This window comes from Collimonas arenae (genome assembly GCF_000786695.1).
GTDB lineage: Bacteria > Pseudomonadota > Gammaproteobacteria > Burkholderiales > Burkholderiaceae_D > Collimonas > Collimonas arenae_A.
This window is the reverse complement of sequence record NZ_CP009962.1, coordinates 3,361,242-3,375,682: the sequence shown is the minus strand read 5'-3', so window position 1 is coordinate 3,375,682 and position 14,441 is coordinate 3,361,242. Positions and strand designations below refer to the sequence as shown.

Here is a 14,441-nt window from a genome sequence, read left to right as displayed (position 1 = left end):
AAAAAGGAATGTTTACCCCATGACTACAGTCATCAAATCTGATTCTGCCAAGCCGAACGGCCGCGCCGGCGTCTCCGTACTGGGATTGTCGGCGCTCGGTATCGTTTTTGGCGATATCGGCACCAGCCCCTTGTATACGCTCAAGACTGTGCTGGGCATGACTGGCGGGGCGGCTACGCATGATGTGGTACTTGGCGTGCTGTCCCTGATTGTCTGGACGCTGATCATGATCACGTCGGTAAAGTATGTCATCTTTGCCATGAGTATCGATAACGATGGCGAAGGCGGCATTCTGGCGCTGATGTCTTTGCTGGGAATTAAAAAGCACAAACGACCGCTTATCGTGGCTCTTGGTTTGTTTGGCGCTGCGCTGATCTATGGCGATGGCGCGATTACGCCGGCAATCTCGGTGCTCTCTGCGCTGGAAGGATTGAAAATTGTCACGCCGGATGTCGAGCCTTATATATTGCCGGCTGCAGTGGCGATATTGGTAGCACTGTTCGCGATTCAGCCGCTGGGTACGGCGCGCATCGGCAAAGCTTTTGGTCCGATCATGCTGCTATGGTTCGTCGCGATGGCCGTCATGGGTGTAATCGGTATTGCGCGTCATCCGGCTGTGCTGGCCGCCCTCAATCCGCTCTATGGTTTGCATTACCTGTTCTCCAGCGGCTATGCCAGTTTCCTGATCCTGGGCGGCGTCTTTCTGTGTGTTACCGGGGCAGAAGCCCTGTACGCCGACATGGGGCATTTCGGCGCGCGCCCGATCCGTCTTGCATGGTCCGCCGTGGTGCTCCCCAGCCTGTTGCTTAACTATGCCGGCCAGACCGCCTTGGTGCTGGAAGGAACGCCGACCACCGACAACATCTTCTTCCGCCTGTGCCCGGATTTCTTGCTGATCCCGTTTATCGTGCTGGCCACGGTGGCGACGATTATTGCCAGCCAGTCGATCATTACCGGTGCGTTTTCGATGACGCGCCAGGCAATCCAGCTAGGCTGGTTGCCGCGTTTGCGCATCAAGCAAACTTCCGAGGAAGGCTACGGTCAGATTTATGTCGGTATCGTGAACTGGTTGCTGATGATCGTGACGGTTGGTCTTACGCTGGCGTTCCGTAAATCCGACAATCTGGCTTCTGCGTATGGCATTGCCGTCGCGGCAACTATGCTGCTCACATCCGGATTGCTGTTCATCGCCATGCGCGAGGTGTGGGGCTGGGGGATCGTCAAGAGCGGCGTCGTTGCCGGGGCTTTCGTTTGTATCGATGCGTCGTTTTTCCTTGCCAACCTGACCAAGGTGGCCGATGGCGGCTATGTGCCGCTGCTGTTGGCGAGTATCGTTTTCGGCACGATGCTGGTATGGCATCGCGGCTCGAACGCCGTGCTGCAAAACCTTGACCAGCAGGCGGTTCCGGTTGAAGAGTTCATGGCTTCGCTGGTGTCGCGAAATATTCCCCGCGTACCGGGCACGGCAGTTTTCCTGTCGCGCACCGATAGCGATACGCCGCCGGTCATGGTGTGGGACGTGAAGCACAATCGGGCGTTGCATGAAAACCTGTTTGTGGTGAACGCGGTGTCCGAAGCGATTCCCTGGATTAAGGAGTCGGAACGCCTGACGATTTCCCAGGTCCAGCCCAATTACTGGCGCGCCAAGGCAAGATTCGGCTTTATGGAAAAACCGGATATTCCTGCCGTGTTGAAGAGGGCTTGCCAGCAAATCCCAAGCCTGGATTTTGACGATGCCGTCTACTACGTGGGTTATGTCGACGTTATCCAGCGCGAGGATGGACAAGGACTGACGGCTTGGCAAGGGAACATGTTTGCCCTGATGGAGCGTAACTCGATGCACGTCAGCGATTTCTTCCGGCTGCCGAAGGACAGCGTTATCCTGATCGGACGCCAGGTAGCTATCTGATGGCGTATCGTCCGCAGGGGGAGTGTGTTCAGTGCGCCGGCCATGCGTCGATCTGCGGCATGACAATGGAGCCTCGCAGCCACGCATGATCGGCGAGCGCAAGCATTTCACGGTCGCCACGGCTGTCGCCGTACGCGTATAACGAATGCGGCGGGTTGTCGCCAAACCACTGTTGCAGCCGCTGCACTTTTTGCGGCCCCCAGCAATTCGGCGAGGCCAGGCGTCCGGTGAAACGGCCATCGCGAAACTCCAGTTCGGTGGCGAGTACGGTATCGAAGCCTGCGCTCGATGCCCAATATTTCAGATACAGCGCCGGCGATGCGCTGACCAGGACCAGCCGGTGGCCGCGCTGTCGATGCTCGCGAATTCTTGCCGCCATGTCAGGGCGGACCAGCAAGGGCAATCTTGTTTCTGCATAGTGTCTTGCCATCTCTTCCAGCGCCGGTTGCGTGGTGCCGGCCAGCGTCACGGCAAGGAAACGGGCTTTGGCGGAGGCCCGGTCGCATAGGCCCAGCAGCATCCCTAGCAACCAGGGAGAGGCGCTGATCAGTCCGAGGGTAAAGCGGCCAGGGCCGACTGCATGGCGCACAAAATCGCGCAAGCTGTCCGACGTGCTGATGGTGCCGTCAAAATCAAAGGCGACGACAATATCTTGGGATTGGGCTGGTGGCTGGAATTGCTTGCTTGATACTGGCATTGTAGGATTCCGCAGTTTTTTGCGATTATCGCCGCATTGGCGGACCGTGGCTAGGGTGGGCGCGATCAATACCACTGAAGGATTGCGCCAGCGCCGCTGCGGCGTCCTTGACCAAAAATCAAAACCACTTGCAATTCCCCGCGCTTTATTCCAATGTTGCCTACTACAATCCAAGGCAACCCGGAGAGAATTCATGGCGCAGCTCAAGCGCAGTGCAAGCATCATCAACGACGACTGGCGGCGGTGGATAGGAGAAAATCTCGCGCTCGACGCCAATCCGCAAGATTTGTTCAACGTCCTGGTCTCGCAAGGCGTGGCTGCGCAAGAGGCCCAAAGCGAAGTGCAAGCGGCGCTGGCCAATCCCTACCTGCTGGGCGCGCGCCAGGCAGGCCAACGTCTCAAGAGCCGCCTGAAGAAACATGACTGGGTGCTCGACATTTACCGCACTCTCAATCGGCAAACTGCCGGCAGCAGCGTGGTGGAGCGCCGCCATCGCTTGTCGCGCGACGAATTCTATCGCCAGTATTATCTGTTAAACAAACCGGTGATCATTACCGGCATGCTGGACGACTGGCCGGCGCTGACGAAATGGAATTTCGATTTCTTTCGCGCGCATTTCGGAGAGCGTGAAGTCGAAGTGCAGACCGGGCGTTCGCAAGACGCCAACTACGAAATCAATTCCACTCAGCACAAGTCGAAGATGCCTTTGGGCGACTATCTGGACATGATTCAACATGCGCCGGAGAGTAACGATTTCTACATGACGGCCAATAATTCTTCTGCCAATCGCCAGGCCTTGGCGGAATTGTGGCAAGACATCGGACGCCTGCCGGAATATCTCAATCCGGAATCGGCGGATGACGGGTTTCTCTGGTTAGGCCCGAAAGGCACGCGTACTCCATTTCATCACGACCTGACCAATAACTTCATGGCGCAGGTGATCGGCCGCAAGCGCATCAAGCTGATTCCCGCCTGCGAACTGGCCTACGTATATAACCACCATCATTGCTATACGGCGGTCGACGGCAGCGCCATCGACTACGAGCGTTTTCCGCTGATGCGCAACGTGCAGTTGCTCGAGTGCGAACTGGATGCAGGCGAATTGCTGTTTCTCCCTGTAGGCTGCTGGCACTATGTAGAAGGAATGGAGGCAGGCGTCACGGTGTCGCTGATTAACTTCCAGCCGGATAACAATTTCAGCGCTTTCTATTCAACCTACGACGAGTTGTAAGCTTGTATCGGCAATCATGCCGTCTGGCTTGACGCTATGGCGGTTACGGCCGGTTTGCGCAATCGTCGCCTGAGATCGTGAAAACATCTTGTCGAGCGTCGTTCTGGCGTTGTCCCTGGCCTAATCTGTTTTTTCCGCTTGTTTTTCGTTTGTTTTTCGTTTTTTTTTGCAAATTTGCGCAGCGAATTAGCAAAAATGGTTTTTGCATATCTAAGACCACATACATACATCTGTAAAAGTGGTATCGCACCGATTGTCACACTTTTTTCTGCGGATTTGCTGTGTGTGCCGAACTGCACTTTCCGTGAATGGAAGAAGAGGCAGTTTTTGAGTGATTTATATTGCCGAATGGAATTAAAATCTGCGTGAAATTTTCTTTCTGATTTCAAAAATCATAGAATTTCCCGATCTGAAATTCCGCGCCTGATGCAACTGGTATTGCTTCCCGGGGAATACTTTTAAACCACTTGACGTTGATTTTTCAGGACTCCATTCTCAGTTCAGCCGCGAGTTTGAACATGATCGGACTCGGCTTAGGGAGTGCGCAGGCACAGGTCGGATCGACTTGCTTTTCGCACATTATCAATTGATAGAGGAGAAGTGGCGCATGAGAACAAAATTATGTAGTGCCTTGTTGCTGGGAATGATCGGTGGCTTGTTGGCCGGCTGTAGCGATGGCGGTTCATCGGGCGCTGCTGCTTCCAGCCTGAAGCAGGTATCCGCTTCGTCGAAATCGAGCGTGCCGGTTTGCGCCGCAGCGTGGAGCGCCTCGGCTGTCTACACCGGTGGCAATATCGCCAGCTACAGCAGTGTGAACTACACGGCAAACTGGTGGACGCAAGGGAATAACCCATCCACCAATAATGGCGGCAGCGGCAGCGGACAACCGTGGACCTCCGACGGCGCCTGTACTCCGACGCCAACGCCGACGCCGACGCCGACGCCGACTCCAACACCGACCCCAACGCCAACACCGACTCCAACTCCAACTCCAACTCCAACGCCTACACCTACACCCACACCGACTCCAACGCCAGGATTTGTGTTCAGCGCCTACAAGGACGTCACAGCCGACGCCAACTGGAACACCGGCGCCATGCAAAGCACGGCAACCGGGACCTCTTTGCCAGTCACGACCGCCATGCCAGCGAAAAACAACGTGCTGACATGGGCGTTTGCCACCGGCGACTGCAGCAACGAGACCTGGGCTGGCATCACGCCGGCGATGATTGCGACCAACGTGCAGTCTTTCGTTTCTGCCGGCAAGAAATACATCATTTCCACCGGCGGGGCGGCGGGCTCGTTCACCTGTACGTCGGATGCCAGCTTCGACGCTTTCATCAACCGCTATAGCTCGGCCAACCTGGTCGGCATCGATTTCGATATCGAGAACGGCCAAAGCCAATCCGACATCAACAATCTGATCGCCCGGGTCCAGGCTGCACAGGTCAAGTATCCAAACCTGCGCTTCAGCTTCACCATTGCGACGCTGGCCACCAGCCAGAGCGGTTCGTCGGTTGCGGTGGACATGGGATCGGCGTCGCCTAATCCGCTCGGTTCAATGGGAATCACGGTGATGCAGGCGATTCAAGCCGCCGGCCTCAAGAACTACTACGTCAACCTGATGACGATGGACTACGGCGCAGCCACAGCCGCCAATTGCGTGATCAGCGGCGGCGTTTGCGAAATGGGGCAGTCGGCTATCCAGGCCGCAATGGACTTCCGCGGCTTTTACAATGTGCCATATAGCCAGATCGAGTTGACGCCAATGATCGGCGCCAACGATACCCCAGGCGAAACCTTCACCGTTGCCGACACCGATACCTTGTCGGCCTGGAGCAAGGCCAACGGCATCGCCGGTCTGCATCACTGGTCGTTTGACCGCGATACCGGCCTGACCTATACCAACCGTTTCATCTCGGATCTCGGTCTCTGATCCGCTGTTGATCGCGCGGTAAGAAAGCCGGCTCTTGCGAGCCGGCTTTTTTCGTTGCGTTTGCTGCACGCGGTGCTACCTAGCTTGCTTGATGGTCCGGGGGGCGTCATCGCGAGGAAAGCACTTTCAAGGCTGGTCGCAAAAAGCTGCCGCAGAAAAGTCCGCCAATATCAGCGTTTTTGCGTGCGCCGCGAATCTGCCCTGATGCCGATTATCGAATCAAATTCTGCGCAACGATTTTGTCCGCCAATGCATCGGCTTCTTGCATCGGCTGATGCAGGGCGAGCGTGGAGTATACCGGCTGGCCCGGCATGGCCTCGCCCAGGATGACGCCATTGCGGTTATGGGTATCTACAGTCACCGTTGTCGACAGGCCGATGCGCAAGGGATGGGCCTTCAGTTCATCGGGGTTGAGCGCGATTCGCACCGGCAGGCGTTGCACCACCTTGATCCAGTTGCCGTTGGCGTTCTGCGCCGGCAGCAGCGAGAAGGCGCTGCCGGTGCCAGCCGAGAGGCCAACCACCTTGCCGTGGTAGGTTACCTTGCCGCCATAGATATCCGCTTCGATCGTTGCGGCCTGGCCGAGGCGGATGTTTTTCAGCTCCGATTCCTTGAAGTTGGCGTCGACCCACAATTGATCAAGCGGTACGATCGACATCAGCGCCATGCCGGGGGTTATCCTGGCGCCGACCTGTACGCTGCGTTTGGCGACATAACCCGAGACCGGCGCCAGGATCGCGTTGCGTCGTACTGCTAGCCACGCCTCGCTGAAATCAGCCTTGGCCGCGAGGATTGCCGGATTCTTCGCGATGACCACGCCGGCAGTCGCTGCACGGGCGGCCTCAGCTTGCCTGGCCGCGACTTCGGCGGCGGCCTTGGCGTCTGCCAGCGTTTGCCTGGCATGGTCGACGTCTTCTCCCGACAGCGTGTGGTCGGTCGCCAGCGGCAGGCGACGCGCCAGGTCGTCGGCAGCGCGCGTCACGGCCAATTGGCGTTGGCTTACCAGCGCATCATATTGAGCAACGTCGGCATAGTGCTCACGCTGCTGGCGCACGATATTGCCCAACCGCGCTTCAGCCTGCTGCAAGTTCAGTTGCGCATCGGTGGGATCGAGCGTCACCACCTGCGCGCCGGCTTGCACCAGTTGCGTTTCATCAGCGCCGATCTGTTGCACGTTGCCGGTGACTTGCGCCGCCAGCGTCACCTGGTTGCCGCCAACATAGGCATTGTCGGTTTCCTCGCGTTGCGATAGCACCAGGAAATAATAGAGTGAATAAGCAATGACGCCAACCACGAACAGCACGCTGATAGCCATCAGGGCCAGTGTGCGTTTGTTGCGTAAGCGATTGATTTCTGGTTCGGTGGTCATGATAGGTCCGGTCTGGGAAAAGGCAAATAAATTGAAAGCCGCATCATTGCGTCTGCGTCTGGCCTGGCGCCAGCGGTGTTGCTAACGCTGTCACTGGAGGCTGCGACGGCTCCTGGCGAAAGCCCCCGCCCAGCGCCTTGGTCAGCGCTATTTCGGTCTGCAGCTGTCGTCCGCGCAGTTGCAAGCCGGACTCTTGCTGGCGCAACAGTCCGGTTTGCGCGTCGAGTACGCTGGCGCGGTCCGTCAAGCCATGGTCGAACTTGCGTTGGGCGCTGCCAAGCAATGCGCTGGCGGCCTGTTCCATCTGTGCTTGCTGCGTTAGCTGGTGCTCCAGACCCTGAAGGGTGGCGCCTTCCTGCGCGACATCGCGCACGGCATTGACCACAGCCTGGTTGTAGTCGGCAATCATGCCATCGTGCGCCACCCGTTCCGCACCAAGCCGCGCTTGCAGCCGGCCGCTGTCAAACAAGGGTAGGCTCAGTGCGGGACCGACGAAAAAGGTGCGGCTGCCGGCCGTCAGCAGATCACCCAAGGCGAGGCTGTCGACGCCAAAAAACGCTTTCAGGTTGATATCGGGATAGAACGCAGCCCGCGCGGCATCGATGCGGCTGAGCGAGGCTTCTACCCGCCAGCGCGCAGCTTGCAGGTCTGCGCGTCGTGCCAGCAATTCCATTCCCAGCGTCGACGGCAGGCTGGCCGCCACGTCGGGCAGCGGGCGTGGTTTCAGGTCGGCGAGGGCGTCGCCATTGTCGCCTAACAACGCCCGCAGGGCCTCGCGCTCGCGACTGGCTTGCGCATCCAGGTCGGCCGCAAGCCGCCTGCTGTCGGCCAGCGACGCATCTGCCCGATGTTGCAGGTCGATAGACGCCAGTCCCTGTGCGACGCGGCGCTTGCTGTCTTGCAGCAGTGTTTCTTGCACGCCGATCAGTTTGCGCACGCTATCCAGGCGCGCCCATTCATCCTGTAAATTGAAATAGCTCCCCGCCACGGCCGCACTCAGACTGCGTTCGGCCTGGGCGTAGTCGGCTTTGCGGGCGTTGACTTCACCCAATGCTGCTGCGATCTGAGCGCGATGCAAGCCCCACCAGTCGAAGTCGTAGCTGGCTTGCGCCTGCAGCGTAGTTTCGTTGTAGATGCTGCCGCCGATCGGAGCGGGGAACAGGCCGTTGCTTGAGTAACGTTGACGATTCGTCGCGGCGTTCAGATCGACCCCGAAGCCATCTGCGGCATGCTGCTGTTGCAAGGTCGATCGCGCGGCATCGATGCGGCTCGCCGCCACCTGCAAGGTAGGCGCCGCTTGCAATGCTTGCGCCATCAAGGCGTCGAGTTGCGGATCGCCGAAAGCTGACCACCATCTTGCATCTGGCCAGCCTTCTCGCGCCAGATGAATCGAGGCAGACAATTGGGCGCCTGCCAGGTCGCGTTGCGGCAACGGTTGCTGCGCCGGGGGCATTGGCGCACAGCCGGCCAGACAAGCCAGCAGCGCGACGGCGCAGGCGGTAAGGCGCGATGGAGATGAAGGAAACATGGTTGGCCTGTTAATTCTGGTTGACTGTATTGATTGAGAATGTGGCAAGTGGCATGGCAAATGAAGTGACAAATAAGAGGCGGACAGACGCCTCACCTATTCCATCGCCGCATGGTCGACTTCGATCTTCTTGTTCTTGCCTGGCGGGCGGAGCAGCAACAGCAACGGGATTACCGCCAGCGTCAGGATCAGCATCAGCTTGAAGTCGTCCAGATAAGCCATCATCGATGCCTGCCGCGTGACTTCCACATTGAGTGCGGCAATGCCGCTGTCGAGATTGAGGTTGTAAGCGGATTGCACAGCGGCGTCCTGCAGCGCCGGATTGGCATTGTTGATCTGTTCGCCAATCGCCGCATGGGCGATCTGGGTGTTCCGCACCAGCAGGGTTTGCACCAGCGAAATGCCGATGCTGCTGCCGATATTGCGCACCAGGCTATAGATCGCCGTGCCGTCGGCGCGCATGGATGGCTCCAGCGTGGCGAACGATGCCGCGCTCAACGGCACGAAGATCAGGCCGAGGCCGACGCCCTGGATCAGGCCGGGCCAGATGATGTCGGATTCGCCGAGCACCAGTGTGTATCGGGTCATTTGCCAGAGTGAAAACGCCGCCACCAGAAAGCCGGTCAGCAACAGCAGGCGCAAATCGACTTTGCCTACCATGCGCCCCACCAGCAGCATCGCCACCATGGTGCCGATGCCGCTGGGCGCTGTCACCAGGCCGGTGGTGGCGACCGGATAGCCCATCAGGTTTTGCAGCATCGGCGGCGTCAATGCCCGGGTGGCGTACAGCACGGCGCCGACGATGAAGATGAACAACAGGCCGCCGACGAAATTCGAATTTTTGAGAAGGCGATAGTTGAAGAACGATTTTCCGGCTGGAGAGAATGCCGTATGCGCCACGAAGTAGGCCAGGCTGAGTCCGAAAACGATGGCCTCGATCCAGGTTTCGAGGGAATTGAACCAGTCGTTTTGCGCGCCACGGTCTAGCAGCAGCTGCAAGGCGCCGATCGCCAGGCTGAGGGTGCCGAAGCCGAACATGTCAAAGCGCAGCGAGCGCGCGCCGGGTATGTTGCGGATATAACGCCAGACGCCGTAGAACGCCAGCGCCCCGATCGGCATGTTGATGAAAAACACCCAGCGCCAGTTGTAGCTATCGGTCAGCCATCCGCCCAGCGTTGGCCCCAGGATCGGGCCGACCATCACGCCCATGCCCCACACCGCCATCGCAGACCCTTGTTTTTCCCGCGGGTTGATATCCAGCAGGACCGCCTGCGACAGCGGCACCAAGGCAGCGCCGAACACGCCTTGCAACAGACGCGCGGCGACGATTTCGGTCAGCGACATCGACATCCCGCAAAAGGCGGAAGCCAGGGTAAAGCCAAGAATCGATGTAAGAAACACATTACGCTGGCCGAAACGGTCGCATAGCCAGCCGGTCAGCGGCGTGGCGATGGCGGCCGCGACGATATAGGAAGTGAGGACCCAGGTGATCTGGTCCTGCGAGGCAGACAGGCTGCCCTGCATATGCGGCAGTGCAACGTTGGCGATAGTGCTGTCCAGCGTCTGCATGATGGTCGCTACCATGATCGCCAGAGTGATCATGGTGCGGTTGATTACCGGCGGCGACGTATTATCGGCGCCGGCGGCAGCGGCAGCTGTCATGCCTCGGACTCCAGTACAGCCTGCAAGCGCTCAAGCAGGCTGGTTGCCAGAAGCAATTGATCCGGATCGATATCGCGCAGCAGTTCGGTGCGCAGAGCCGTGGCCTTGCTGTTGACTTGCCGGTACAGGGCGTGACCGTCCTCGGTCAGCACCACTAGCTTGATGCGGCGGTCGGTGGGCGAGGGCTCGCGCGTGATCAGACCGGCCTTCACTAGCCGATCCAGCATCGCCACCATGCTAGGCCCCTCGATGCCGAGGTCGTTGGCAAGACTGATTTGCGATTGCGGCTGCTTGGCCTTGGCGACCATGGCGACGGTCATCCATCCCGCCTGACTGATGCCAAGATCCTTCATGCGCCGGTCTAGCACCTGGCGCCAACTACGTGCGGTACTGTGCAGCGCCACGGAAAAGCGTTCTTCCAGAGTTTTCATAAGATAGCCATCTAATCATTCGATAGCTAACGATATTATCCGAAAGTAAAATGCGGCGCAACAAGCGAACAAATTGGATTGCCTTGGCGGTAGGCTTTGGTTCGGCCTGAACGGCCTTTTCTCCCCCCATGACGCCCGACAAAGCAGGAGCCTTGGCATGTTTAATGCTTGTCTACTTTATTGTATACATTGATGTGGACTTGCGACATGATGGTTTCTTCACGTCGCATCGTCGCCCCCTTGACCGAGGATGAAGAATGAACAAACGTCTGCCGTTACAGATCTTTTCCGCACTCGTGGCCGGCGTCAGCTGCTCCGCCATGGCCATGACCATCAACATCTCGCTGGACAACGATCCCGGCAAGCTCGATCCGGTACAGTCGTCGATGATCGCCGAGCGCATGGTGTACCAGAGCATTTTCGACAAGTTGCTCGATCTCGACGAAAACGGCAAGATTGTCCCCATGCTGGCCGAGCGCTGGACAGTTTCGGATGACCAGAAGACCTACACGCTGTTCCTGCGTAAAGGCGTCAAGTTCCAGGACGGCACGCCATTCAACGCCAAGGCAGTGGAGTTCAACTTGTTGCGCGGGCAGGAAAAGAATTCATTACGCCGTAACGATCTCAAGTACATCAAGCACATCAGCGTAGTCGATGACGCCACGCTGAAGATCGAGTTGTCGACGCCGTTTGCGCCTTTCCTGTCGATCCTGACCGACCGCGCCGGGATGATTTCTTCGCCGTCTGCGGTCAAGAAATTCGGCGACGATTATGTCAATAACCCGGTCGGTACCGGCCCCTTCATCTACAAGGGGCGCTTGAAAGGCGCCAGCCTGACGCTCGACAAGAATCCCAATTATTGGCAGGCCGGCTTGCCCAAGGCCGATCAGGTCGTCTACAAGATCATGAATGACGTCAATGTCGCCTTCAATAACCTGCGCAGCGGCCAGGTCGATATCACTAACCGCTTTCCCTACAAGGAGTTGGGCAATCCTGCCCCCGGTGGCAAGTACAGCGTGATCAACAAGCCTTCGATGGGCTTTCTGGGTTTCTATTTCAATACCGGCAAAGCGCCATTTGACAAGAAAGAAGTGCGTGAAGCGATCGATATCCTGATCAACCGCGACGCCATCGCCAGGGTGGTCTACAACGGCGCTGTCTCGGTCGGGCATTCACCGTTCAGCAAGGCGCAGTTTGCCCATGGCGTCGCCGACACGCCGCCCAAGGTCGATCTGGCGCGCGCCAAGACGTTGCTGAAGGCGGCGGGCAAAGAGGGTGGCTTCAGTTTTCGCCTGACCTTGCCAACCACGCCGGATGCATTGCAGGTCGGGCAGATGGTGCAGGGCATGCTGCGTTCGGCCGGCATCAACGTGAGCCTGGACAAGGCGGAACTGGCAGCGCAGATTGAAGCGGGCAAGGCCGGCAGCTATGACGCCCTGATGGTGGGCTGGAGCGGCCGTCCCGATCCTGATCAAAACATCTACGACTTCGTCGTCACCAACGGTTCACTGAATTACTCCCGATACGGCAACAAAGATGTCGATGCGTTGCTGATGCAAGCCAGGATCGAAAGCGATGTCGCCAAGCGCAAGGCATTCTACGACCAGGCCATGCAGATCCTGGTGCAAGACGTGCCCTACGTTTATCTCAATCATGACAATGTCCTGTTCGGCATTTCTAAGGCGGTAACCGGCTTCCGCTTCGTACCAGACGGCGTGATCCGGACCGCAACGCTGGCAAAGTAAGCGCGTCTCAACATGTTATATGTGCCCAAACCATGCCTAAACTGCTAAAGCGCATCCTGCTGGTGCTGCCGACTCTGCTGCTGGTGAGCATCGTCATTTTTTCCCTGCTGGCGATCTTGCCGGGCGATCCGGTCAGCGCCATTCTTGGCCAGGAAGCGACGCCTGAAGCTGCGCTGGCTTTGCGCGCCCAGCTTGGCCTCGACGATCCGCTTTATGTGCAATACGGTCATTGGCTGTGGGCGGCGCTGCATGGCGACCTGGGCCGTTCGTTCGTTGACCGTACGCCGGTGGTCGATGCCTTGCTGCAGCGGTTGCCGGTAACGATTGAGCTGGCGCTCGGCAGCTTCGTCATCGCAGTGCTGATTGCGGTGCCGGCCGGCATCCTGGCGGCAGCGCGTCCGCGCGGGATTGCCAATTACTTTTGTTCGCTGCTGGCCTTGTTCGGCATGTCGGTGCCGCCGTTCTGGCTGGGCATGATGTTCATCGTCCTGTTTGCGGTCAAGCTGGAGTGGTTGCCGGCTTCCGGCTATGTGCCGTTCACCGAGGACTGGCGCGGCAACCTGCTGGCGATGCTGCTGCCGATGCTGGCCACCGGCCTGCGCGAATCGGCGATTCTGATGCGCATGGTGCGCAGCAGTTTGCTGGAAGTGCTGAACGAAGACTATATCCGCACCGCTTTCTCCAAAGGCTTGAGCGACTGGCGCGTGGTCATCGGCCATGCCCTGCGCAATGCCATGATTCCCGTGGTGACCGCCAGCGGCCTGATGGTGTCCGGCATGTTAGGCGGACTGGTGATTACAGAGACCATCTTCAGTATTCCGGGCATGGGCAAGATGATCGTCGACGCGATTTTCCAGCGCGATTACGTGACCGTGCAAGCCGGCGTGCTGGCGGCGGCGCTGATGGTGGTGATCGTCAATCTTGCGGTGGATCTGCTATACGGCGTGATCGATCCGCGCATCGCGAGGGAGCAGGCATGAACCAGCAGTCTTCAGCCGCTTCGTCAGCTGCTTCGTCAACCGCTGCACCAGCCATTGCGGAAACATTGCCGCAACGCCGCCGCTTCCTCGCTGTGCGGCGATTTGCCGCTAACCGTTTGGCGGCAGCGGGTGCACTGATCATCCTGTTGCTGGTCCTGGTGGCGATCTTTGCGCCATTGCTGGCGGGCTACGATCCGGTGTTTGACCAGGATTACGGCAATATCCTGGCGGGACCGAGCGGCTTGCACTGGATGGGGACGGACGATCTTGGGCGCGATATCTTTTCACGCATGGTGTTCGGCGCCCGGATCTCCTTGCAGGCAGCGTTGATTGCAGTTGGCCTGGCGTTTTGCGTCGGCGTGCCGATTGGCATTGCCAGCGGCTATTTCCGTGGCATCTGGGATGAGTGGATCGTGATGCGCGTCGTCGACGCCTTGCAGGCGTTTCCTTCGCTGATCCTGGCGCTGGCCTTGTCGGCGGCGCTCGGTGGCGGCTTCTACAACGCCATGGTCGCGGTCGGCATCGGTTTCACGCCAGCCTTCATCCGGCTGGCGCGCGGACAGGCCATGATGATCCGCAACCTGGACTATGTGATGGCGGCGCGTTCGGTCGGCGCCGGCCATCTGCGCATCATGTGGCGCTACGTGCTGCCGAACGCGATGGCGCCGCTGGTGATCCAGGCTACCCTGGCGATGGGCTCCGCCATCATCGCCGAAGCTGGCTTGTCGTATCTGGGCCTGGGGGCGAAGCCGGAAGATCCCAGCTGGGGCTCGATGTTGCATATCGCCCAAGGCTACCTGAGCTCGAATCCGATCCTGGCCTTGTGGCCGGGGATGGCGATTTTCGTGGTGGTGCTGGGTTTTAATTTTCTTGGCGATGGCATCCGGGAAGTATTCGATCCCAAACTGAAGCGTTGATTGATGTTGATTGGCGTGGACAAGCAAGGAAGAAGC

11 protein-coding genes are annotated in these 14,441 nt (G+C 58.7%); 6 read left to right on the top strand and 5 right to left on the bottom strand.

The window, feature by feature from the left end; all coding sequences use genetic code 11:
- Window positions 1-19: 19 nt before the first annotated feature.
- Entirely contained in the window at window positions 20-1,909 is a 1,890-nt protein-coding gene (locus LT85_RS14840; RefSeq protein ID WP_038490091.1) for a potassium transporter Kup, read from the top strand.
- A gap of 28 nt (window positions 1,910-1,937) precedes the next feature.
- Here LT85_RS14840 and LT85_RS14835 read toward each other — a convergent pair whose 3' ends face one another.
- On the bottom strand, window positions 1,938-2,606 hold the full coding sequence (locus tag LT85_RS14835; protein WP_052135207.1) for an HAD family hydrolase: 669 nt from the start codon (window positions 2,604-2,606) through the stop codon (window positions 1,938-1,940).
- 193 nt (window positions 2,607-2,799) lie between these two features.
- Here LT85_RS14835 and LT85_RS14830 point away from each other — a divergent pair, with 193 nt between their 5' ends.
- Both LT85_RS14830 and LT85_RS14825 read left to right on the top strand, forming a co-directional pair.
- Window positions 2,800-3,837: a cupin-like domain-containing protein gene (locus tag LT85_RS14830; protein ID WP_172656985.1), complete on the top strand. Its 1,038-nt coding sequence runs from the start codon at window positions 2,800-2,802 to the stop codon at window positions 3,835-3,837.
- A 607-nt stretch (window positions 3,838-4,444) separates the two neighbouring features.
- Window positions 4,445-5,773, top strand: coding sequence for a carbohydrate-binding protein (locus LT85_RS14825; protein WP_253273561.1), 1,329 nt, complete (start codon window positions 4,445-4,447; stop codon window positions 5,771-5,773).
- Between the two features lie 211 nt (window positions 5,774-5,984).
- On the opposite strand, the gene LT85_RS14820 is transcribed toward LT85_RS14825, so the two are convergent.
- The 4 genes from LT85_RS14820 to LT85_RS14805 form a co-directional block, all read right to left on the bottom strand.
- Complete coding sequence (locus tag LT85_RS14820) at window positions 5,985-7,142, bottom strand: HlyD family secretion protein (protein ID WP_038490088.1); 1,158 nt, start codon at window positions 7,140-7,142, stop codon at window positions 5,985-5,987.
- 43 nt (window positions 7,143-7,185) lie between these two features.
- Complete coding sequence (locus LT85_RS14815) at window positions 7,186-8,670, bottom strand: efflux transporter outer membrane subunit (RefSeq protein ID WP_081992405.1); 1,485 nt, start codon at window positions 8,668-8,670, stop codon at window positions 7,186-7,188.
- 96 nt (window positions 8,671-8,766) lie between these two features.
- Window positions 8,767-10,332 carry an MDR family MFS transporter gene (locus tag LT85_RS14810; protein ID WP_038490086.1) on the bottom strand — a complete coding sequence of 522 codons (1,566 nt, stop codon included), beginning with the start codon at window positions 10,330-10,332 and terminating at the stop codon, window positions 8,767-8,769.
- Window positions 10,329-10,763, bottom strand: coding sequence for a MarR family winged helix-turn-helix transcriptional regulator (locus tag LT85_RS14805; protein WP_038490083.1), 435 nt, complete (start codon window positions 10,761-10,763; stop codon window positions 10,329-10,331). Before LT85_RS14805 ends, LT85_RS14810 begins: the two co-directional genes overlap by 4 nt.
- A 257-nt stretch (window positions 10,764-11,020) precedes the next feature.
- Between LT85_RS14805 and LT85_RS14800 the strand changes: the two genes are divergently transcribed.
- From LT85_RS14800 to LT85_RS14790, 3 genes are read left to right on the top strand one after another with little or no spacing between them, the layout of a single operon-like run.
- A complete protein-coding gene (locus LT85_RS14800; RefSeq protein WP_038490080.1) occupies window positions 11,021-12,508 on the top strand; it encodes an ABC transporter substrate-binding protein in 1,488 nt (495 codons plus the stop codon).
- 32 nt (window positions 12,509-12,540) lie between these two features.
- Window positions 12,541-13,488: an ABC transporter permease gene (locus LT85_RS14795; protein ID WP_038490078.1), complete on the top strand. Its 948-nt coding sequence runs from the start codon at window positions 12,541-12,543 to the stop codon at window positions 13,486-13,488.
- Entirely contained in the window at window positions 13,485-14,405 is a 921-nt protein-coding gene (locus LT85_RS14790; protein WP_081992403.1) for an ABC transporter permease, read from the top strand. The genes LT85_RS14795 and LT85_RS14790 overlap by 4 nt, the downstream gene beginning before the upstream one ends.
- Window positions 14,406-14,441: the final 36 nt, after the last annotated feature.